Here is a 21,450-nt window from a genome sequence, read left to right on the forward strand (position 1 = left end):
GCTGTTTATTGTACGAGAGCATTCTCACACCTCAACCAAAAGCTGCCTCCCATTTAACGTAAAATAACCGAATTCGGCGGATGTCTTTATCCTGCCCGGTCAAGCGTTGCGCTATATCGATTAGCCGAGACATCTGTCCAGTATGATCGGCAAACGAACATAGGGTTCGAAGGGCCTGGCGCGCACCTCGCGGGGTGCTGCACTCTTCAGAGAATTTTGACGGCCTGAGATCGTAAGGTTTAATCGGCCAGCACCGCCACATATAATCCGATAAGCGGTACGCAATAGTCTGATCCGAAAGGTAAGTTTCCAGAACTGATGCTAAAGGCATAACAAAATCTTCGGACCGTTTGACGATGGCACCACTATCGGCGCTCCAGTACCCTCTATCGGATTGTTCATTTTCGTGTTCCACAAGCAAAGTCAAAACCTGCTCTGCGCTTAAGTCCCGCGCATCTTTCATCAAGCTCTTGGGCAGGAAGGAGTATCCGCCGCGACGCATGACCAGCTCCAGGTCTGATTTAGACACATCACGGTTCTGAAATAGCCGCCGCTGCTGCAACCGGCCCAACACTCTAATCAAGCGTAAATTATCGGTTGTCTGGCGGTGCGCTTTGCGACTCGATCCCAAGGCCATAAGAAGATCGTACAACTCATCATCTGGTTTGCTTGGGTTATCAAAGCGGCCGAAAATTGCTCCAAACGCAAGGTACCATTGGTTCACCCTCGAATGGACACCTTCCGCATGCTGCTTCAACTCTTCGGCAATGGTTTTTCCTCTCATATCTTGAGCAAGATATGCGGCAAACCATGGTAGATAATACGGTCTAGCGGAACCGAAATTCAGCGCAGGTAAAGTCGGATCGCTTACCAGTGGAGCCGCAACCCGAACGCCCATGTGCCATCGACCAGACGCAATAAACGACCGCAAAACCATTCTCGCCATCGTCGGCGTTCGGCCGCGATCCTCCACGGGAAGCCCTCCAGCGAACTTCAGCCCTTCAACGGGCTCTCGCCGCCGTTCGAAGCCTTTCATTAAATCAACGATCACAGAACTGCGAAGGGCTGAATTCATCTGGCCTAGCAATTGTGGGATTTTGTCGGGCTGATCAAACACGCCCATCAGGGCCTGAACCAGGGGTCGAAGGCCTTCTGGAAAATCATAGAGGAGTCCTTGGAGGTCAACACCGTTAGCCCTGAGTTCGCCGGATCTAAGATTTCGCATGCTGCCGCCTAAAGTGGCAGCCGCAACCGCATAGTAGACAACGCCGGTGCGGTGGAATGTCAGTTCTGTACTGGTCGCTGCAGTTATCTGAGTGCGATGCCAAGCCAATGCAGCGTTGTTGATGCGCAGCGCCTGGCTGCGCGTATCGCCGCTTGTATATAAATTTTGAAGCATCAATCGCCGCAAGTCCGGCCGGTGCTTCACACGCATAGGAGTTGAACTGGCGACCACATCCACCAGCCATGTTTCGGCCACGAGCTGAGCAAAAATCTTATCAAATAACGGCTCCGGATGTTTGTTGTACTCTTCCATCCGGATAACCGGCCAAACCACGGCTTTCAACATCTCAGCCGACACCTCACGCAGAAGAAGTCCGGCCGTCGCAAACCTAGCCAGTTGATCAGGCAAATGGTTCAGCACGCGACCGTAAAGATACTGCGTTACCGCCTCAGCGTTTACCGCGTCTTGGATACTTCGAGTGTCTGACGAGGTCAGATCAACGGCACCTTCGCTTACGAGCCTGGTTAGTAGGCTTAAAATTAGCGGCACACCGATAGTCTGGCGAAAGGCTCTTTCGTCCAGGTGTTCAAAAGATTTCAGAAGTTTCTCGATATTTTCGGAGTTGATAGTCTCACGTTTCTGCAAAAATGCTCTTGCACCCTCAACTGAGAGGCCTGTGAGTTCACGCAGATGCTCCTCCGGCTCAACAACGGGCGTCCCACCAAAACCTGTCGAGAATGCCCGACGACCGGACGCAATCACCACCATCCGCAGCAACGCGTCCCGCCGCAGAGCATGCAACATGTGTACGACATCGTGCTGAGGAACAGGCGCACGTTCCAGGTGTTCGAGTGTGTCGAGAACAAGCAAGACGGGGCGCTCAATCTTCCCTTTTTGCATGGAAATATGCCGAGACAAGATATTAGACGTCAGATTGCTAGAGGTTCTTTCTGACGTGTACTCTCGTGATACTTCGGACGCGCTCGGAGCCAAGCCCGATGGACGGAATCTTCGCAATTCAGTGCGGGCCTCCGCCATTTGCTCAGCCAGATGCGGCAGAGCCCAACTAAGCTGGCGGCTGATGTCGAGCGCAATCGTTGTGACGTCCTCTGAGCGGATGCGTAGGCGATCGTAATCGATCCAAATCACAATGGCTTCAGGGTCAATCAACGGCAATCGATCGCGGATAAAACCGGCGACCAAAGTAGATTTACCTATACCTCCCATCCCTTCTAGACAAAATACAGGTAAGGAACTTGGTGGCAAAGACCAGTTTTGCCTCACGAACGCATGAAGCGCTCTAAGCTCATCTTCGCGACCGACCATGCCGCGGCTGAGGCGTTCGAGTTCTGCATCACGCAAATTCTGCTCCAGCGTTCCGGTGATTTCAGCGGCACTAGGAAGTGACACGGGCACCGAGATCTCGGTCAACCACCTCGCCACATCTTTCACAACTGGGAGGGTACTACTGTCCTCCTTCGCAAGCTGTACCCTTGAAGACAACAACCGGGCCAAGGTCTTGCTGTAGACGTCCTGTGCCATCGACTCCGCTGTTTCGTGTAGAGTACCCGCCTGAGAGAGCTTCTGAAGCTCGGGTAACCTAAACTGGTCTAGCAACATCCAGCGATTAGGGGTTTCGGGATCTACAAAACTCATTCTTCGGAGACTACCAATCCACTCCAGTGGGGCAGCCCCAAGCGATTGCGACGCAAGGCGCTGCCAAATCACCATAGGGTCGAACCAACCGCTGACGGACGCGTATCTCAGACCATCTTGGACCAGATCCGGACTGGTTTCCTCCACCTTTGCTGTATGTGCCTCTTTGTCAGCAGCGGCAAACAGGGCAGCGAAATCGGCTATTGTCTCTTCATTCTTCCCGTTCATGACACCGCCTCCAACATCAGTCCCTTGGCATGATATTTAGCGAGAAACGCTATGAGTTCCTCGTAAGGAGTGCGATTACTTGCCGCAGCCTGCGATTGAAGATGGTCCAGAAAAAAGTCCGGTTTCTCTAGAAATCCCTCCACAAGCCTTTTAAAAGCCGGGGCGACGCCGCCCGACGCCCCCTTCAAAAACCTATGTAGAAAACTACTCAAGTTCTCGGTTGTGAGAGGGTCACCTTCCCAGATCTCTACGCCAATGTCGGATCGATCTTTCAAAATGTCGCGGACAACATCGGCAATCGCTCGATCGGAGCCGGTTATTACAAGACGCCCTCGATCGCCGGGCACAGAGAGTGCGGCACGGTAGAGATGGGCAAGCGCCTCAGACATTTCTCCATCGAGCTTGAGGGTACTGATTTGAACGACCGTCCACACAAGCTTGTTCGACGGTAGGCTGCCGTACCGATCGTTCAAAAGCGTTTCAAAAGAAAGCGCTCGCTTGATATCAGTTGTAAAATTCTCACCGATATCCCCTTCCAAAGGTGCCGGCGTCACGCGGTCGGCAAGCAGCTTTAGTATCTCGCATACGAAACCGGAAGAACCCGGCAGCGCGAAACGCTCAGCGGCAACACGAAACACATCATGAAGAACCGCTCTGTGAATTGGAACAACGATGGCCTTGTCGGCTGGAAGTGTCTCAGGGAGGGCATCACAGAGAACTCTGGACGCGGTGTGGTTTAGATTAGCCACCCACACCCTTTGCCTTGCGCCTTGGACACCGTTGGTCGCTTCGGGTGGGGTTGGTTCTGAGCCCTCGTCCCTCCCTGACATTCTCAGACCAAAATTGGCACCTGCCGCTTCCTGCTCCCTAAGGACTGCCGACAGAATGCGCTCCATACCGATTATGGGATACCCGGTGCCCGCCCCTCCACTTCTTAAAACCTCCCATACCGGGACCACACCTGTTGGCACGGTTGCATGTTCGGCCCCCCATCTCGCCAGCAGTTGTCCCCCTCCAGCAATAAATGTCGCCGGATCTGAACCCAATACCCGCCCATGGTGGACTCCCACTAGTCGGGCATTTCCGTTCAAAATACCCCCTCCGGAACTTCCCCCGAGGCAGACGCAGGTGTGGTGAAACCTTTGCGGCAGGGTGCGCGGCACCAGTCCAAAACTGGTTCGCTGGTCACCAGCTAAAGGGTGGCTGAAGCACACGACACTGTTATGCCCCCCCGCTACCGGAGGCTGAGCTCTGGATAGGTCTAACCAGCCACGCCTGTGTCCAGGTGCCTCGGCCAGCCGCAGAAGCGCCACGTCCTCTTCGCCGATTTGGAGTTGATCGATATCATCGTCAGGCTGTTGCGGAAACGCTCGCGTAACGTCGGCGTCAATCAGTGTATCTATTGGGATATAGGGACCTCCACCCTGCGGGTTGCTGCTGAGCACATCGAAGCGCACGCCAATCGGTTTGGTGAACTCCTCTTTGCCAATGGGTTTGGTGAACGCCTGCCCGTCGAATACATCCTGAATCACATGAGCAGCAGTCAGGACGAGATCGGGTCCGACCAACAGGCCAGTTCCAAAGGGGGTTCCTTGAGACTCTATTCGGCATATGTAGCGCGGTACATCCCTTAGAATTCCCCAAAGAACGCCCGTGTCAATATTGGGCCCTTCCTGGCCGTCTCCGGAGTTGGTAACAACCACATGAGGTAAGTAGTTTTCAAAGACGCTAAAATGACGAGCGATGGCGTCAACAAACCGTCGGCTCCGCTCGCCTTCGTCGTCAATCAGTCGGTCCTGAAATGCACAGTTGAGAAATTTTTTTAGAAACAGGTTCTGATTGGCAAAATGTAGTGCGGCGGCAACGCCGCCCTGGTGTCGTTCGCTAACTACTTCAGCGATCCCATATTCTAGGTCACGACCGTCCTGCGATCGGCGAAATGTACGGTCCAGGGCCGGTACGGACTGTGGAAAAAAGGCCTCCAGGGCGTTCAGATCGGCGTCATCCAACATAGCCGGCTCCTACAGATCAGAAACAATGCTTGAAAGCCATTGCCCGGTATTGCCATCCGTTTCCTTCCCTCCAAGATGGATAGCACCGACCCGGCCTCCCGCTGCAGTCAGGATGGGACCACCGGAAGCGCCTTGCGTTGTCGTTGCGTTGTGCAAGAACGTCCTTGCGTCGAGGGTACTGACTTCGGGGCGGTCTGCGGGAGTAAAAATCCGCGCTGGCATCATGCGCTTCACATTCCAGATGCCCTCGAACAGCCTGTACCATACCGAATCTGGATCTAGGTTAGATCTCACGTGTTCCGGTTTCGCTGGATATCCCACGATCGCGATCTGTCCTCCAGCCGAAGGCCTTGGCCGTATGTCGATCGAAGCTGGACTGGGAAGCGGCCTTTCTGACAGGGGTGGACCAACTTTCAGCAGGGCATAGTCGAAGGTATCAATCGGAGAAGTGTCGGTGATTTCGTCAGCAGAGCACTCAAGGATGCCCGTGAGGGTATGAGCGTTCTGTCCGCTCCCTCCGAACTCACCCAAGAAATCAATCGCAGCGTCGGCAAACATGGCGCCTGACCGATGGGACATAGCCTGAGCGACATGACGGGCCGTCAGGACGCCTTCAAGAGATTGTCCGTTTTTTTCAAGCCGGACAAGCACACCTGTGCCGACATGGCGTGCATTTCCGAAAATTCTACCGGTAGCCAATACAGCCTCTTGCGTGCCATCGAGCAGAAAGAAATCCCGCACCCGTGTATCCAGTGCGTTACGGATGGACGGCCGCCCATTTAGTAGAAGCGTGGCGGGATTTGAGCCATCCGCTTCAATCAGCGCCTGCAATTCTACGCTGCCAGCAGCGCTTGCAGGCACATCACGCGCTCGAATGAGCTCTGCCGCAAACTCTCCCGATCTTTCAAGTTCCTGTTCGAGCCTGAGCCCTTCAATATCTGTGAGTTCGCCCTTTGATTGATCCAGCATGGCAGCAAGCAGCATCGCCGAACCGTACCATCGGGCGTCTGTAATCCGCCCCCGTTCAGACACTGACTGTCGACTGAGATGCGCCTCGCCTAAAACAGGCAAAAGCAAACGATCCATTTTCTCGCGCGCACTTGACATTGATACGCCTCCCCGCCGTCGCCGATAATATGCGCGCAAAAATTGAAGTCAATTGCGCAGAATCTATTTTGACGCGATCAACTTTATCGGTTAGTTTCGTGGTTAATGAGGGGTAAATTCAGCTACGGGGGGAAAATCCGTGTCGAACGAAGAAAGCCTTAGACGTGCATCGCGCATCCTGGAGACTGCGTCAGATTTCGCTGATCGTCTCAAGAACGAGGCCTATGATGGTGACAGCTATACCGGCCAGCTACTGTTGAGCGCCGGCATCTCACCGGATGATCTCGTAGCGGCGCTAGAAGGCAAGCATGTGACCGCCGGATCGAGGCTGGAGTCAACTGACGACGGACGGAACTTCGCTCTTGAGGCCATAATCGAGCGGATTGGCCGTCCGAGCTATCTCATTCAAGCTAATGAAATCAACTGGAAATCGGGCGCGCCCTTCCCAGTTAACATCAAGGAATCTGCATCCGCCTTACAGCCTTTTTTCCGCTCGACCGGGCGGATCAGAGCGATCAACCACCCGACGAAAACGTGGCTTGGGACGGTGTGGCTGGTTGAGAATGACGACGGCAAACCCTTAGCCATCACCAACCGGCATGTGGCAAATGCGTTCGCTGAAAGACGCGCCGGTGGAGCTGCCGTGTTCAGTCGGCTGCCGTCCCTCGCCCCACTGGGGGCCGTTGTCGATTTCTGCCAGGAAGAAAGAACTGCGGATGTTTTTGAAGCGTCCGTAAAATCGGTCCGATATCTGGCCGCCGACACTCACCCCGATATAGCCGTCCTGGAGCTTGAGGACAGTGCGCATTTAGGACCACGTCTTCAGTTAGCTGATCGGGAGGCTCTTCGTGACGAGCTGATTGCCAGTGTCGGCTACCCCGCCCGGGATTCAAGAAATGATGGATCAGCACAACGCGACATTTTCGGAACGGTGTTTGGGAAGAAACGGATCGCACCGGGTTACGTGACGCAAGCGGTAGGCAGAAACACCCTCATATCACACGACGCCTCGACGCTCGGTGGTAGTTCGGGCTCGGCAATCGTAGCTCTTGACGGCAACGATCAAGGCCGAGTTCTTGGTTTGCACTTTGCCGGCGAGTACCTGGAGACGAATTACGCCGTTTCCGTCGCATCGCTTAGGAATGCTTTAAGAAACACCAGTGTGCCGGTAAACCAGCCCATGCCTTCGTCCGCCGACGGGGAAGGCCAATCAGATGGGAAGCACGACGTGGGGCACTTTGACGGACGCGACGGATATGACCCCAATTTCCTGAAAACTGAGACTATAGTTTTCGAGCTGCCTTTGCCGAAACCGCCTGGAGACGAATTGGCCGAGTTGATCGGTAAGCCGGGTACGCACGAACTCAAATACACCCATTTCAGTGTCTTATATTCCAAAGTTCGTCGCGCCCCTCGCCTGACCGCTGTCAATATCGATGGGCGAAAGTCAGTCAAGATAAAGCGGGGCGATGATAAGTGGTTCGCCGATCTGCGGATAGCCGAAGACCTTCAACTCACCCGAAAGGACTTCCCTGGGGATTTCGACAGGGGGCATCTCGTTCGCCGTGAAGATCCAAACTGGGGTGATCAGGCAACCGCCGAACTCGCGGATACTGACACGTTCCATTACACTAACGCCGCTCTTCAACACGCCCTACTGAACCGTAACAAGCAGCGGTGGCTGGGACTTGAAGACTATGTTTTGAATTCAGCTCGGACCTTCGGGTTCCGGGCAACTGTTTTCTGCGGCCCTATTCTGAAGCCCGACGATCCGGAATTAAAGGAGCGTGACGGCATACAAGTGCCATTGGCCTTCTGGAAAGTCATAGTCATGGTGGCAGCCGATAAAAGGCGGCTGCACACAACCGGATACGTCCTTGGCCAAGCGGACTTTGTCAGAACCCTTACTGAAAGCTTCGAGTTCGGTGATTTTAACCAGTTTCAGGTTCCGATCGACATGATCGAAAAGCACACCGACATCACCTTCGGATTGCCAGTGGATGCCGACCCGCTCAAGAAGAGCGCTCGCAATCTCTCCGAAACCGAATATTTAAGGGTCGTTCCGATCGGCTCCTACGAAGACCTAATCTTATAGTGTCCAAACTCATCAGCTCTGGGTAAGTCCGATGGCAAACCTTTTCAAATGGCTCGCGTCCTGGGTGGACGGCGACGCAAAGCATCTCACCGCCATTAATCTACTGGACAGAAATGTCATAACCGAGGCACCACAGACGGGTGTGCCGGTTGTCTCCGAACGTCATTACGTTCGGTTATGGCTGAGCGAGCTTTTTCTTCGCCAGAATAATGTCTGGTTCACAACCCGCTACCCACTTGTCTATTCGCTGGTCCAGACGACCTATGCCGACAAGACACAGGAATTTTCCAATGTCTCGGGTAAGAACGCTCTGGAAATTCCCCAGTCCAAAATCAACAAAACCATTCCCTTTAACTACCCGCTGACTCCACTGATCCCGTTTCGAGGTAATACCATCGGCTTGGATTGCGGACTGGTGTCCATGAAAGCCGACGATCTCGTAAAAGCCTTCGCGGGCGTCTTAAGTGACATCGCTTCAAAAGCGAGCAGTGCGCCCGCCGGGGAAATGATCAAACTTACCGCATCTGTAGCCGAAGGCATTCAGAACCTCTTAGGCGCGGGCGCGGCGGTTCCCAAGCTCTATTTCCATCAGAGCTTCACAGCCAGCGGAGGCGCCGCCCCGCTGAAATCAGGCTATATTTTCCTATCCGAGAAGACGGCAGGTTCAGTGCCGCCCGAAAAGCTCTGGATGACGCCGGACGGGCTGCGTTTCGGAGACACACAAGAGAACTTATCGACCCTCCCACCTCAGGACTACATGGTCCTACACGTACAATGCGTCGAGAAACGCGACGACTACACGTCCTTCTCCTATATCAAGCAACCTTTTGATGCGGCCCTTGATGCCAAGTACGCCGGTTCGGAAGAGCAAGCTAAGGCGCTTCTAGGTCAAGCCTTAAAAGCGGTTCGCACCAGCCTGGACTTCACCAACACAGACCGCGCGCGTATCGTAAAGGCCCTAAACGACTCCTATGTGGAGGGTGCCCTCCCACTTCCGTCCGAGTTGGAGGACGATTTCACTCCGAAGCTCGTGCGCGAGGGAGTTGCACCGCATAGAGTGCGGCTTCAAAGTTATCTAGCATCGTTTCCGTTCGACGAGTCATACCCGGAAGAAGAGCTGCAACTTTGAAGCCCGGCGGCGGCGCTTACCGTCGCTGCGCCTTCAAAATGATTTAGGTCACCGACTCATTAAATCGTAACCAGATAGGGATGCCTGCGAGCTTGACCGAGGCGAGGTAGTGCTCGGCTCTTTTGCTGTATCTAGTAGCGATGGCCCTGAAGTGTTTGAGTTTGCTGAAGAAGCGTTCGACGAGATTTCCGTTCCTGTACGAGAACCATCTTATGTGACGCGATTTGGCATGGGCTTGACGCTAGCCCAAGCACGGTGACGTTCGCACTGTTCAGATTGGACACGGCGTACCGCACCGTTATCGTCGTCCTGGTCTACCTCCGGCTTTGTCGCTCACCAAGAATGCTTCAAGTATGAAAGGAATTAGCTCTACAACTGGTTCCCTGGCCCCATAAGCTTGGGCATAGCGGTCTGCATAGGCTTTCAAAGCTTCGTTCAATTCAGAGCCAATAACGATTGTCAGCTTGACCGGCGTGCGATCTGGCAGCTTGGGCAATTTCAGGTCAGCCATTGGCTGTTTCCCCTTTCAAGTCGAATTCAAGAGACAGGGGATTAGTCAAAATGATCCGGACGGGCCAACCCGGACGAACGGTGATCGTGGCCGGTGCGTCGACGGCCTGTTGAACGATCCGCTGGCCGGTCTGGTTTAGGGTCCGACCAGAAGCCTCGCGAATAGCTCGGGTCAGTTCACCTTCCTCACCGGCGTCACGGCCATCGGCGAGTGCGAGAATGGTCGACAGACCGACGCCTTTGGCCAATGCGGTGGGATGATAGTCAACTCTATCCTTGAGCCCGACATAGCCCGCCTCATCAGCCGCTAAACTATCAACTAGCATCAAGACCCGCCCATCTGGCAGTACCAGCTTGTCCCAACTCACATTGATCCGCTGCTGGCGGGTGCCTGTGGCGCGCTCATATCGACCGATCAGGCGACTTCCTACGGGAATGACCATCGTCCGTCCGGTTCGGCTATCGAAAACCGGTTCTGTAGTCTGGGCCAGAGCGACACCCGGCAGGTCGGAATTCAGGCCCGTGATGAGCGTGGCGGATATGATCGTACCGGCGGCCACTTCAAGATCAGGGGCGTTCCGCATGACCGATACGGGATTTACTGCCCCCAGAACCGTATGGGCCGGGACAGGCTGTGATACCGATACGAATAGCCCGCTCGTACGCGCCTCAACCGCCGGGCTCGCCGCCGTAACAGGCTGCGGTCGCCCCATTACGTCCGATGGCTCAGGCACCTGCGGCAGTTTTGCTCGCTGTGCTTCCAGCATCGGGCCACCTAAATCGCCGGGCAACGGCGGCCCCAGTTGCGGCACATCCGCATAGGTCTTCGGCAGACCGCTCAGGGTTTCCGTTGGTGGGCGCACACGATTTTCGAGGTCTGCGCCTTTCTCCGCCGTCGCTACGGCTTTGATCATGGGCGGTGACAGGCCGATCCATGTAACGCCGGCCAAGGCCAGCGCGCCCACGGCACCGGCGCCGATCAGCAGGTTTCGGCGGAACCGGACGGCGCGACGTGGCTTGGCCCTCAGCACGAGTGTTTCCGGATCTAGCTTTTCTGTGGCTTTGGGCTCAGTCATTGCGACGTCCCTTTGAAGCCGGCGCCGGGATATCTGCCCGGCGCAGTCGCACGACCGTTTGGGGTGCTTTTCCCAGTCGCAGTTCGGCCACCTCAATCAGTCGGTCCACTACATAGTATCCCGGCTCGACGCGGTAATTCACAAGTTGGGCCTCGCCGGTGGGGGATATCAAAAACAGTGGTGGGGCGGCAGACGTGGTCGATGTGGACGGGAAGACAATGTAGGTTTTACTGCCGTCGTCGAATACCTGCCGCGGTCGCCATGACGGAGCCGCCCCCTCGATAACGTATTGGAAATTCAGTTTAGCAATATCGAAACCTTGCGGTTTCGTTTCGACCGCAGGTTTTGGAGTGGCCTCCATCTTCACGATAGGCGGCGTGGGGTAGCGCCACGAGACGGCCGCCATATAGGTCGAGGGCGTGCTTTCAAGCTGGAGGTGGTAGGTGCGGACGCTCGTCAGCACCACGAGGTTGGTTTTCAGCCCGGAGGTGTGCGGCTTGATCAGGATGTGGGTGCGGGTGGCGGCACCTTCGCCGCTCTTGGTGTCGCCGATGATCCAACGCGCCGTGTCGCCCGCAGAAATCGCCTGCACGATTTCTCCCGGCTCCAGCATGAGGTCGGTTACGCGATCCGGCGCAGAATAGACGCGGTAGAGGGCCCCTTCCATATAGGGATAGGTCTGAATCGCATTGAGATAGCTTTCAGTCGCCGGTTCACGGACAGCCGCCCGGTTGGCCGCGTCCACCCGACCGGTGGGCGGCAACTTCTCCACGCGAACCGACGCTTCAGACGGCGCGACGGTGTATTTGACCGGGGGCTTCTTTACCGGGCTGGCCACGGCCATTGTCGTGGCCAAAGACAGGGGCAATAGGCCCCACAGGACAAGCGGCTTCATTGGTCTCTCCTTCAGGGATTGGATTTGGACAGTTCGGGGGCGTAGTCGCTCGACCAGGCGAGGTCGGTGACGTAAAGGCCGAGTGGATTTTTGCGTAAGGTCTCTTCGCGCGTCGGCGTCTGAACCTTGATGCCGACAATCGCGGTCCAGCGGCTGGAACGGACAAGCTGACCATTTTCAAAGACCTGTTCTGTCCACTTCACCTGAAACGACGACTTCGAAGCCCGGACGACGTTGGTGATCGCAACGGTGATGGATTGGCGGCCCACATTGGCGAAGGGATCGTTCAGCCGGGCGTGCTCGCTGAGAAAGGTCGCCGCTTCACCGCTGGCCATATCGTAGGCGTCCAGCCATTGGCTTCTGACCAACACTGGGTCCGTCGGCAGGGAGCGAACCAGGGTAATGAAGCGGCCGAGATGCCAGGCCAGTTGCGCGTCGGTCGGGTTGTAGGCGGTCGTGACCGGCCCTACCGCCCTCACTGCACCCAGACCATCGACTTCGACGACATAGGGCACTACCCGGCTCTGCGTGGTGCTCCAGATAAGGCCGCCGCCCAGGCCGAAGCTGAGGCTTAGTGCGCCAAGCGCCAGATGGCGCCAATTGGCGGCTTGCGCGACGGCGGAGCCGATGCGGTTATCCCAGACCTGCGCCGCCTTTTGGTAGGGTGTGACGGGCTCCGGGGTGACGCCGTAGCGTTGAACGGGACGTTTGAACATGGCTTAGTCCTTTTGCGAGAGATTGGGGGATGCCGAAGTGGAAGCCTGATCGCCGGCGAGGATGGCGGCCTGAACCATCTGGATGCGGGCGCGCGTGCGCTGCTCAGATTGCATCTTCTTCGCCCAAGCCGGCGGTGTCGCTCCATCTGAGAGCGATGCGCTCGTCGGGCTGCTCTCCCCGCCGCCGGATGACGACGGCTGCGGCGGTGGCGGGGGCGGCGACGCCCCAGCGCCACCCGACGTCCCGCCCGAACCGCCCGAACCGCCGCCAAACTTGGACGCGGCCGAGGAAATCGCCTGCATCCCCCCACCGCCGACTCCGGCCAAAGCGCGGGCTGCACCCGACACCGCGCCCCCGGCCAGCAGAGCTGCACCCGCCGCCGCGCCGAGCGTACCGGCAACTGAACCCGCACCAAGTTGCGGCGCACCCGACACCAGACCCGATGCGACGGTCGGACCGAACAGACCGAGGCCCAGAAGGGTCAATGAGGCCAGCACAAGCGTCATGGCCTGCATCAGGTCGGGCTCCGCACCGTCCAACGCCGTGATGAAGGTGTCGAAAAAGCCTGAGCCGATACCGACGATCACCGCCATGACCATGACCTTGATACCGGAGGTGACCACATTGCCGAGGACGCGTTCGGCCAGAAACGCTGTCTTGTTCCACAGGGCGAAGGGCACCAGCACGAAGCCCGCCAGCGTCGTCAGCTTGAATTCCAGCACGCAGATGAAAAGCTGAACGGCCAGCAGGAAGAAGGACAGGATGACCAGAAGCCAGGCGACCAACAGGACGACAATGGTCAGGAGATTACCGAAAAACGTGTCGAGGCCCAGCAGGTCGGCGATCTGCTCCAACAAGGGGTGCGCGGCCTCGAAGCCCGTAGCCGCCAGTCTCCCCGGCCGCAGGAGGTCGTGGGCTGACACCCCGCCGCCGCCTGCCCGCAAGCCCAGACCGGCAAACGAGTCGTAGATGACTTCGGCGAGGAAACTGAAGTGGGTGATGATGAAAGCAAAGGCGCCGACATAGAGCACCTTGCGGATCAGGCGACCGAACAGGTGCGCCTCTTCGTCCATCACCCAGAACAGGGCGGCCAGCGTCACGTCGATGGCAATGAGGATGGCGGCGAGATGTCCGACATCGCCTCTCAGAAGGCCGAATCCGGAGTCCAGATAGGCCAGAAAGGTATCGAGGAAAGTGTCGATAATGTTGAGATCGGCCATGACTGCGCGTCCTGAATAAAGCTACTGCCCGGCCTTGCCGGACCCGAGAAAACGACGAGTGGCAGCCTTGGCGGCGGCTTCCGCTTCCGCTTTGCGCGCGGCGTCGAGCGCCTCGGCACGCCCCTGCGCCGCCAGCAGGGACTGAATTTGCATCTGTTGCTTAGCGGTCAGGGCGAGAAGCTGGTTTGACGCCTGTTGCGCCTCCAGCGCGCCGTCCGAGCTTTCCGCAGCGGAGACAATGTGGTTCAGCGCGGCAGCGTCATCGGCTAGCGTCTCGGAAATCTGGGCCTGTACATTCAGGGTGTGACTGTAGGCATCCATGACGGATTTCCAGCGTGTCTCCGCCCCCGACAGAAGATCGCTGAACTTGAGGTCGCGGCCATAGGCACCGGGAAACTGGAGGGAAAAGGCCTGACGTGTCGCATCGAGGTTCAAGGCAATGCCCTTGGCCTCCTTCATCAGCGCGTCGATGGCGGCGATGTTCTTGTTTAGGCCGGCGAGCGCGCTGACGTCGAATTTTTTCAGGTTCTTCGCCATGTTCTGAAGCATCACCGCCTCGTTTTGCAGGCTAAGGATCTGGTTATTGATCTGCTGCAAGGCGCGGGTGGCCTGAAGGACGCTCTGGGCGTAATTACTGGGATCGTAAACCACCATCTGCGCCTGCGCGGGAGCTGTGACGATCACCGCTGGCGCGGCTGTAAGCGCGAAAGCAGATAAAGCGAATAAGGCACTCTTTTTCATAACGAATAGCTCCATTGCTTAAGGTTTTAAATTCGGCTCATTGACCCCAAGCCGGCGGGGTTTCTGTGACCGTCATCAGGTCCGCCACCCAGGGCAGACCGCGCGCGGCGAGATAGCGGACGCCAAAGGTTTCCGGTGGCCCTTCGGCTAGCACCGCATCGATCAGCCTTTGGTCGTCCGGGCTCGATGCCGCGCAGACGGCCAGCGCCACTGGCCCCAGGCGTAGGTCGAACAGACGGTTGCCGCGCCGGGATTGCAGGTAGTAGTGGCGCTTGGGTGTGGCTTGCCCGATGAGGCTGATCTGACGATCGTTCAAACCAAGGCGTTGATAGGCCGCCCGGCTTTGCGGTTCGACGGCGCGCTCATTGGGCAGGAACAAACGCTGCGGGCAGGATTCGATCAGCACCGGGGCGATGGGGCTATCGACCACATCAGCAAGGCTCTGGGTGGCGAACAGGACGCTTACATTCTTTTTGCGAAGGACTTTCAGCCACTCCCGGATGCGGGCGGCAAACAGCGGGTGGTCGAGGAAGACCCAGGCTTCGTCAAGGATCATCAGAGTCGGACGGCCATCGAAGCGGGCTTCGAGGCGGTGGAAGAGATAGGTCAGGACTGGCGCGACCAGTTGCCGGTCGTTCATCAGGTTTTCCATCTCAAAACCGTGGATCGCCGTCAGCGCCAGCGTCTCGTGGTCGGCATCGAGGATGTGCCCGTAGGGACCGTCCAACGTAAACGGCCGAAGCGCTACCTTGATGTCGTTGAACGACAGGACCGCACAAAGACCCGTGAGCGTGCGCTGTTCGACCGGTGCGCCCGCCAGCGCTTCCAGCGCCGCCCAAAGCGCATCACGTCCTTCCAGCGACAGATCAAAGCCCTGCTGGTCGAGCAGCGCCGACAGCCAATCGAGCGCCCAGGTCCGCTCGGACACCTCATCGATATGGCGCAGCGGCTGAAAAGCCACCTCCCCGTCCCGGCCGATCGCGTGATGGCTGCCGCCCAGGGACAGTATCGCGGCCCGGGCGGAACCTCCCTTGTCGAACACAAAGACCTGCGCGTCGGCATAGCGCGGGAACGACACCGCCATAAAGGCCAACAGCACGGATTTGCCAGCCCCCGTTGGCCCTAGCACCAGCATATGGCCGACATCGGCGACATGGGTCGAAAACCGGAACGGCGTCGAGCCCGTGCTGACCGCGTGGAACAGCGCGGGACCGTTGAGATGGGCGTTGCGCTCAGGTCCCGCCCATAGGGTCGACATCGGCGCCAAATGGCCAAGGTTCAACGTGTGAACCAGGGGTTGGCGCACATTGGCGTAGAGATGCCCCGGCAGGCTGCCGAGCCAGGCTTCCACGGCGTTGAGGCTTTCGGCGATGGCGGTGAAGCCCAGCCCATTGATGACACGCTCGATCTGACGCAGGCGGTCATTGACCGTCTCACGATCCGGCCCCATGACCGTCAGCGTGGTGGTGAGATAGCCAAAGCCCACATGATCACCGCCGATGGCTTGCAAGGCGAGATCGACGTCGGCGACTTTATTGTCGGCATCGGTGTCGGTGAGCGCCGAGGCTTCTTTGTAGAGCACTTCGCGCATGAGCGAGGCGACCGACTTGCGCTTGGCGAACCACTGCTTGCGCAGCTTCGTCAGGGTCTTCACCGCTTCGGGCTTATCAAGCGCGATAAAGCGCGTGCACCAGCGATAATCGAGATCAAGGTGATTGAGCGCGTCGAGCAAGGCCGGGCGGGTGTGGTTGGGGAAGCCCAAAATCGTCAGTGTGCGCAGGTGCTGATCACCCAGTCGGGGCTCCAGTCCGCCGGACAAGGAAGTATCGGTCAGGATGGCGTCGAGATAGACCGGGACGTCCGGCACGGCGACGCGGTGGTCCTTGGTCGAGACGCAGGCGTGCAGGTAGGTCAGTGTCTCCCCATCGTCCAGTGCCCGGATAGACGGGAGGACTGAACCCAGAAGATCGAACACCGCATTGGTCCGGTCGACGAATTTGCGCAGGACGTCGTGCCAGTCGCGGCCCGTCACCTTGTCTTCGCGCTCGACGAAGGCTTCGCCCATGCCATCGATCTGATCGGCCGGGGGCATGAAGACCAGCGTCAGATGATAGCGCGATTCGAAATGTTGCCCTTCCTCGCCCGCGAAGGTCGCTCTACGTTCTTCGTCGATCAGTCGGGCCAGACCGGTTTCGGCACCCACATCAGGGTAAGCTTGGGCCCGACCGCGCCGCGCCTCAAAGAAGACCGCCCAGCCGGAGCCCAACCGCCGGAACACGTTGTTAAGCCGGGCCGACAGCGCCACCAGTTCTTCGGGCGTGGCGCTTTCGACGTCCGGCCCTTCGTAGCTGGCGGTGCGCTGGAAGCTTCCGTCCTTGTTGAGGACGACGCCGGGGGCCGCCAGCACAGCCCAAGGCAGATGATCGGCCAGACGATCCAGGGTCTGACGGTATTGACGCAGGTTCAGCATGAGAAATAGCCCTTCTGGCGCAGGTGGCGCAGAGTGACGGCGACGCAGTGGGGATCGTGTTTGGCGGCGAAGACCGCGAGGGTGTGACCCGATACCCAAAGGCAAAGGGCTGGAATCCACATTTGCAGGCCTAGGCCCAGCGCTGCGGCGAGCGTGCCGTTGAGCAAAGCCAGACCCCGGGGCGCGCCGCCCAGAAGCAGGGATTGGGTGAGCGCCTGATGCAGTGGCACCTCGAAGCCTTCGACCGCCGCGCTCATCAGATCAACGCCCCGCCGCCAAAGGAGAAGAACGTCAGAAAGAAGCTCGACGCCGCAAAGGCGATCGAGAGCCCGAGCACGATCTGGATCAGCTTGCGCAAGCCCCCGCTGGTCTCACCGAAGGCCAGGGCCAGGCCGGTGATGACGATGGCCAGAACCGCCACGATCTTGGCGACCGGCCCTTGTACGCTGTCGAGGATCTGCTGAAGCGGCGCCTCCCACGGCATACCGGAACCGGCGGCCAGCGCGCCGGAGGTCGAGAGGGCGAGTGCCAGACCAAGGGCCAGCGGAAGCGCGTAACGCGCCCGGTCCATATTCGAAAAAGATTTATACATCAGATATCTCCAGGTTGAGGTTGAAGTCAGGTCTCCGCCGCCTCTAGCGGTCGAAGTCGGTAATCGCCCTCGGCGATCAGGCCATCGAGCGCCATCACGGCCTCGACCCGACGCGGCGTGCGGGTAAATGGGTTGTGGTTTTGGATAAAGACGACAACGTCGACGGCATCGGCGATCAGACGGCGCGGTACGTGGACGACCGCTTCCTGAATGAGTTGCTCCAACCGATAGAGCGCACCGATCGCCGAATTGGCATGAAGCGTGGCGACGCCGCCGGGATGCCCGGTGTTCCAGGCCTTGAGCAGTTCTAAGGCTTCGCCGCCGCGCACTTCGCCGACGATAATCCGATCGGGCCGCAGGCGGAGCGTCGAGCGCACCAGATCGCTCAACGACGCGACCCCGGCGCGCGTGCGCAAGGCCACCACATCGCGTGCTGCACATTGCAGTTCGCGCGTATCCTCGATGAGCACGACGCGATCATTCAGGGCCGCGACTTCCGCCAGAAGCGCGTTAGCGAAGGTGGTCTTGCCCGACGACGTGCCGCCGGCAATCAGGATGTTGCGGCGATCCTGAACGGCCGAGCGCAAAAGGCGCGCCTGAACCGATGACAACATGCCGTCACTGACATAGTCCCCCAGGGTGAAGACGCGAGACGCCGGTTTGCGGATGGCGAAACAGGCCCCTTCCACCACGGGCGGCAACAGGCCTTCGAAGCGTTCTCCCCGGCGGTCCGGCAGAAAGGTCGGGAGTTCCGCCGAGACGATCGGCGCTTCGGCATGCACCTCAACGGCGACGTGGCTGGCCACCAGACGCACGATGCGTTCACGGTCGGCGGGCGGCAGGACCACATCGGTCACTACACGTCCCTCGCCGGCCCTATCGAGCCAGACCGTACCGTCGGGATTGACGAGTATTTCGATCACCAAGGGGTCATTGAGGGCGGCGTTGATTGCGTCCCCAAAGGCGGTGCGCAGCATTTCGCGCAGGCGGCGCGCGGACGGAGACGGCGTCATGACGGTAAGTCCTCTGAGGGGGAGAGGTCGGAGCGGCCTTGAGCCAGCTTGCGGCCGACCTGTTCGATGAAGGCTTCGAACCGCTCGCGGCCCCGGGCGCGCGCGGCGGGATCGGGGTCCGGGAGATGGGCGTCGCGCTGAAGCGTTTGGCGGATGTAAAGGGCCAGGCTTTCGAGGATGATCTTCTGGTCGCGCTCAATGCGATCAAGCTGACGGCTCAAGCGGTTGAGGCGGACAGAGAAGCGTTCATCCAGTTCATTGGCACCTCGCCGCTCGATCCAGGCCAAGATAGCGGCCTCCAGCACGGCGGATTTAGTGCGCCCGGGCTCGGTGGCCAGCGCATCAAGTTTGCGGCTCAGATCAGCATTGAGATGAAACTGATGGCGAATGCGGTGAGGTTTCATCGATCCACTCCAAATTCGCGATCGACGTTCAGGGCGGCGGCCCGTTGCACCGGCGTCAAGGTCCGCACGCGGTCCAGTGCCCGCTTGTCCGCCGCCAGATCGCTGTCGTCTTCAGCCGTGCGCTCCGTGTCGCCCTCGATAGCGGGTTCAGTGGCGTCGGTTTCATCACCCAGACTGGGGTGGCGCTGAAGCTGTAATCCGCCCTCGTCTTCCGCCTCTTCGGGCTTGGCTTCCAGCGCCGCAGCGAGCTGGCGGGAAGTGGCGCGTACGCGTCCGTCCCAATCATCGGGGCGCGCGGCCGGACGATCAGCATAACCAGCCTCGGTCAAGGCAGGGGGCGGCAGGCGACGGCACATGAAATTGGCGTCTTCGAAATAGCGAAGCTTCTTGGCCCGGACCGGTGCCAGGCCCGACACCAGTACCAGTTCATCCTGTGGCGGCAATTGCATCACCTCGCCGGGCGTGAGAAGCTGGCGGGCGGTCTCCTGGCGGGACACCATGACATGGGCGAGCCAGGGCGACAGCCGATGACCGGCGTAATTCCGCTGCGCGCGCAGTTCCGTGGCGGTGCCCAAAGCGTCGGAGATCCGCTTGGCGGTGCGCTCGTCATTGGTCGAGAAGGCCACGCGCACATGGCAGTTATCTAGGATCGAGTTGTTTTCGCCGTAGGCCTTGCTGATCTGGTTGAGGCTTTGGGCGATTAAGAAGGCGCGGACGCCGTATCCGGCCATGAAGGCCAGTGCCGTCTCAAAGAAGTCCAGCCGTCCCAAAGCGGGAAACTCGTCGAGCATCATCAACAGTTGATGGCGACGGGATTTGGACGGGTCGCCTTCGAGGCGTTCGGTCAGGCGGCGTCCGATCTGATTGAGGATCAGGCGAACCAAGGGCTTGGTGCGCGACAGGTCAGACGGCGGAATGACCAGATAAAGAGAAACCGGGTGTTCGGCGTCCATCAGGTCTGAGATACGCCAGTCGCAATGCGAAGTAGTCCGCGAGATCACGGGATCGCGGTATAGCCCCAGAAAAGACATGGCCGTCGACAAGACGCCTGAGCGTTCGTTTTCGGACTTGTTGAGAATTTCGCGGGCAGCAGAGGCCACCACCGGATGGGCTTTGGGATGGGCCTTGTCCCCCAGATGGTTTGTGCTGAGCATGCGGTGCAGGGTGTAATCAAACGTGCGCTGCGGGTCCGACAGGAAGGTGGCGACCCGCGCGAGGGTCTTTTCCTCCTCGGCGTAAAGCACATGAAGAATGACGCCTACGAGTAAGGAATGACTGGTTTTTTCCCAGTGACTACGGTGTTCAATCGACCCTTCCGGATCGACCAGGATATCGGCGATGTTCTGAACATCGCGCACCTCATTGGGGCCCTTGCGCACTTCCAGCAGGGGATTGTAGCACGCCGAGCGTAAATCGGTCGGATTGAACAGGAGGCAATGTGAGAAGGTCGAACGCCACCCGGCGGTGAGTTCCCAGTTTTCGCCTTTGATATCGTGGATGACAGCGGAACCGTTCCACGATAGCAGAGTCGGCACCACAAGGCCGACGCCTTTACCGGACCGCGTTGGCGCAAACGCCATGACGTGTTCGGGGCCGTCATGGCGCAGATAATCGCCGCCGACCCTTCCGAGGAACACGCCCTTATCTCGAAACAGACCTGCGGCTTCGATTTCCTGGCGCGACGCCCAGCGGGCGGAGCCATAGGTGGTGACCAATTTGGCCTGACGAGCGCGCCAGACCGAACCGGCAATCGCAGCACCGCATGCCAAAAACCCACTGGAGGCCGCCAGCACGCCTGCGCGGTAGAAAACCTCAGGCGCGTAGGCCTCATAGTGAAACCACCAGATGAAGACTTGCCACGGACGATAGACCGGTACACCCCACCAAACCGCCCAAGCGGGACCGAGTTGCGGCTGGTAGGCCAGTTGCGCGGCAGCCCATTGCGTCGCCGCCCACGCGCCCAACACGACTATGGCGAGGACGATCAGGATTTGGCCGAAAAGGATTTTGGTGGGGGTCATTGCGCAGGTCCGAAAACAACTTGCGCGATGATGGCAATATTGACTGAAATCGCAGATAGCCCGTTTGTACCCATTACCTCCTTTCTGCACCGGTACATCTCTAAACCCGGAGGTCCGTAGTGAAAAAGTTTCCGCCTCCCCTTGATATCCGTTCTACAGAACAGACCTGCCCAAAGTAGCCGTCCGGGCTAAGGCCTAGAAAACGAGAAGTCCTGGTTCTTTTGGGGGGCCAGACTGATCTAAGCCAAATACCCGTCAAAGGGGTAAGCGCAGCATTTTCGCCACTCATGGAAATGGAATCCGATAGGCAGATTGCGTAGGTTGCAAGACGGTGTTTAT

General features: G+C 58.5%; 17 protein-coding genes and 1 pseudogene. 2 read left to right on the plus strand and 16 right to left on the minus strand.

Annotated elements, in window-relative coordinates; translation table 11 throughout:
• Window positions 1-31: 31 nt before the first annotated feature.
• The 3 genes from PQU98_RS03310 to PQU98_RS03320 are packed head-to-tail and all read right to left on the minus strand — an operon-like array spanning window position 32 to window position 6,228.
• Window positions 32-3,109: an ATP-binding protein gene (locus PQU98_RS03310; RefSeq protein WP_272743454.1), complete on the minus strand. Its 3,078-nt coding sequence runs from the start codon at window positions 3,107-3,109 to the stop codon at window positions 32-34.
• The gene (locus PQU98_RS03315) at window positions 3,106-5,121 is read right to left on the minus strand and encodes a trypsin-like serine peptidase (protein ID WP_272743455.1); all 2,016 of its coding nucleotides are present in this window, start codon (window positions 5,119-5,121) and stop codon (window positions 3,106-3,108) included. Before PQU98_RS03315 ends, PQU98_RS03310 begins: the two co-directional genes overlap by 4 nt.
• A 9-nt stretch (window positions 5,122-5,130) precedes the next feature.
• The gene (locus tag PQU98_RS03320) at window positions 5,131-6,228 is read right to left on the minus strand and encodes a trypsin-like peptidase domain-containing protein (RefSeq protein ID WP_272743456.1); all 1,098 of its coding nucleotides are present in this window, start codon (window positions 6,226-6,228) and stop codon (window positions 5,131-5,133) included.
• 139 nt (window positions 6,229-6,367) lie between these two features.
• On the opposite strand from PQU98_RS03320, the gene PQU98_RS03325 reads away from it, so the two are divergent.
• Both PQU98_RS03325 and PQU98_RS03330 read left to right on the plus strand, forming a co-directional pair.
• On the plus strand, window positions 6,368-8,323 hold the full coding sequence (locus PQU98_RS03325) for a DNA/RNA non-specific endonuclease (protein WP_272743457.1): 1,956 nt from the start codon (window positions 6,368-6,370) through the stop codon (window positions 8,321-8,323).
• 31 nt (window positions 8,324-8,354) lie between these two features.
• Window positions 8,355-9,452: a hypothetical protein gene (locus tag PQU98_RS03330; RefSeq protein WP_272743458.1), complete on the plus strand. Its 1,098-nt coding sequence runs from the start codon at window positions 8,355-8,357 to the stop codon at window positions 9,450-9,452.
• A gap of 43 nt (window positions 9,453-9,495) precedes the next feature.
• Here the strand turns inward: PQU98_RS03330 and PQU98_RS03335 are convergent.
• The 13 genes and pseudogenes from PQU98_RS03335 to PQU98_RS03395 all read right to left on the minus strand — a co-directional run.
• Window positions 9,496-9,651: pseudogene (locus PQU98_RS03335) on the minus strand (IS5/IS1182 family transposase); the annotation flags it as partial.
• Between the two features lie 99 nt (window positions 9,652-9,750).
• Complete coding sequence (locus PQU98_RS03340) at window positions 9,751-9,963, minus strand: DUF2274 domain-containing protein (protein WP_272743459.1); 213 nt, start codon at window positions 9,961-9,963, stop codon at window positions 9,751-9,753.
• A complete protein-coding gene (locus PQU98_RS03345) occupies window positions 9,956-11,038 on the minus strand; it encodes a TraB/TrbI/VirB10 family type IV secretion system protein (protein WP_272743460.1) in 1,083 nt (360 codons plus the stop codon). Before PQU98_RS03345 ends, PQU98_RS03340 begins: the two co-directional genes overlap by 8 nt.
• Window positions 11,031-11,810, minus strand: coding sequence for a P-type conjugative transfer protein TrbG (gene trbG / locus PQU98_RS03350; RefSeq protein WP_272744483.1), 780 nt, complete (start codon window positions 11,808-11,810; stop codon window positions 11,031-11,033). Before trbG ends, PQU98_RS03345 begins: the two co-directional genes overlap by 8 nt.
• Before the next feature lie 134 nt (window positions 11,811-11,944).
• Entirely contained in the window at window positions 11,945-12,649 is a 705-nt protein-coding gene (gene trbF, locus PQU98_RS03355) for a conjugal transfer protein TrbF (protein WP_272743461.1), read from the minus strand.
• 3 nt (window positions 12,650-12,652) lie between these two features.
• Window positions 12,653-13,870 (minus strand): P-type conjugative transfer protein TrbL, encoded by a 1,218-nt coding sequence (trbL, locus tag PQU98_RS03360; protein WP_272743462.1) that lies wholly within the window; start codon window positions 13,868-13,870, stop codon window positions 12,653-12,655.
• A 21-nt stretch (window positions 13,871-13,891) separates the two neighbouring features.
• Entirely contained in the window at window positions 13,892-14,611 is a 720-nt protein-coding gene (gene trbJ / locus PQU98_RS03365) for a P-type conjugative transfer protein TrbJ (protein WP_272743463.1), read from the minus strand.
• 37 nt (window positions 14,612-14,648) lie between these two features.
• Window positions 14,649-17,081 (minus strand): conjugal transfer protein TrbE, encoded by a 2,433-nt coding sequence (trbE, locus tag PQU98_RS03370; protein ID WP_272743464.1) that lies wholly within the window; start codon window positions 17,079-17,081, stop codon window positions 14,649-14,651.
• On the minus strand, window positions 17,075-17,338 hold the full coding sequence (locus PQU98_RS03375) for a VirB3 family type IV secretion system protein (RefSeq protein WP_272743465.1): 264 nt from the start codon (window positions 17,336-17,338) through the stop codon (window positions 17,075-17,077). The genes trbE and PQU98_RS03375 overlap by 7 nt, the downstream gene beginning before the upstream one ends.
• Complete coding sequence (locus PQU98_RS03380) at window positions 17,338-17,673, minus strand: TrbC/VirB2 family type IV secretion system protein (protein WP_272743466.1); 336 nt, start codon at window positions 17,671-17,673, stop codon at window positions 17,338-17,340. The genes PQU98_RS03375 and PQU98_RS03380 overlap by 1 nt, the downstream gene beginning before the upstream one ends.
• 26 nt (window positions 17,674-17,699) lie before the next feature.
• Complete coding sequence (trbB, locus tag PQU98_RS03385; RefSeq protein ID WP_272743467.1) at window positions 17,700-18,686, minus strand: P-type conjugative transfer ATPase TrbB; 987 nt, start codon at window positions 18,684-18,686, stop codon at window positions 17,700-17,702.
• Window positions 18,683-19,090 (minus strand): ribbon-helix-helix domain-containing protein, encoded by a 408-nt coding sequence (locus PQU98_RS03390; RefSeq protein WP_272743468.1) that lies wholly within the window; start codon window positions 19,088-19,090, stop codon window positions 18,683-18,685. Before PQU98_RS03390 ends, trbB begins: the two co-directional genes overlap by 4 nt.
• Entirely contained in the window at window positions 19,087-21,111 is a 2,025-nt protein-coding gene (locus PQU98_RS03395; protein ID WP_272743469.1) for a conjugal transfer protein TraG, read from the minus strand. The genes PQU98_RS03390 and PQU98_RS03395 overlap by 4 nt, the downstream gene beginning before the upstream one ends.
• Window positions 21,112-21,450 lie beyond the last annotated feature (339 nt).

The sequence above is a fragment of the Asticcacaulis machinosus genome (assembly GCF_028550435.1).
GTDB classification, from domain to species: domain Bacteria; phylum Pseudomonadota; class Alphaproteobacteria; order Caulobacterales; family Caulobacteraceae; genus Asticcacaulis; species Asticcacaulis machinosus.

Excerpts from the sequence above, each read along its gene's own strand:
- PQU98_RS03320 (WP_272743456.1), bottom strand. The coding sequence starts at position 6,228 with ATGTCAAGTGCGCGCGAGAAAATGGATCGTTTGCTTTTGCCTGTTTTA.
- PQU98_RS03345 (WP_272743460.1), bottom strand. The coding sequence starts at position 11,038 with ATGACTGAGCCCAAAGCCACAGAAAAGCTAGATCCGGAAACACTCGTG.
- trbL (WP_272743462.1), bottom strand. The coding sequence starts at position 13,870 with ATGGCCGATCTCAACATTATCGACACTTTCCTCGATACCTTTCTGGCC.
- PQU98_RS03310 (WP_272743454.1), bottom strand. The coding sequence starts at position 3,109 with ATGAACGGGAAGAATGAAGAGACAATAGCCGATTTCGCTGCCCTGTTT.
- trbJ (WP_272743463.1), bottom strand. The coding sequence starts at position 14,611 with ATGAAAAAGAGTGCCTTATTCGCTTTATCTGCTTTCGCGCTTACAGCC.
- trbF (WP_272743461.1), bottom strand. The coding sequence starts at position 12,649 with ATGTTCAAACGTCCCGTTCAACGCTACGGCGTCACCCCGGAGCCCGTC.
- PQU98_RS03390 (WP_272743468.1), bottom strand. The coding sequence starts at position 19,090 with ATGAAACCTCACCGCATTCGCCATCAGTTTCATCTCAATGCTGATCTG.
- PQU98_RS03375 (WP_272743465.1), bottom strand. The coding sequence starts at position 17,338 with ATGAGCGCGGCGGTCGAAGGCTTCGAGGTGCCACTGCATCAGGCGCTC.
- trbE (WP_272743464.1), bottom strand. The coding sequence starts at position 17,081 with ATGCTGAACCTGCGTCAATACCGTCAGACCCTGGATCGTCTGGCCGAT.
- PQU98_RS03395 (WP_272743469.1), bottom strand. The coding sequence starts at position 21,111 with ATGACCCCCACCAAAATCCTTTTCGGCCAAATCCTGATCGTCCTCGCC.
- PQU98_RS03315 (WP_272743455.1), bottom strand. The coding sequence starts at position 5,121 with ATGTTGGATGACGCCGATCTGAACGCCCTGGAGGCCTTTTTTCCACAG.
- PQU98_RS03380 (WP_272743466.1), bottom strand. The coding sequence starts at position 17,673 with ATGTATAAATCTTTTTCGAATATGGACCGGGCGCGTTACGCGCTTCCG.
- PQU98_RS03330 (WP_272743458.1), top strand. The coding sequence starts at position 8,355 with ATGGCAAACCTTTTCAAATGGCTCGCGTCCTGGGTGGACGGCGACGCA.
- trbB (WP_272743467.1), bottom strand. The coding sequence starts at position 18,686 with ATGACGCCGTCTCCGTCCGCGCGCCGCCTGCGCGAAATGCTGCGCACC.
- PQU98_RS03340 (WP_272743459.1), bottom strand. The coding sequence starts at position 9,963 with ATGGCTGACCTGAAATTGCCCAAGCTGCCAGATCGCACGCCGGTCAAG.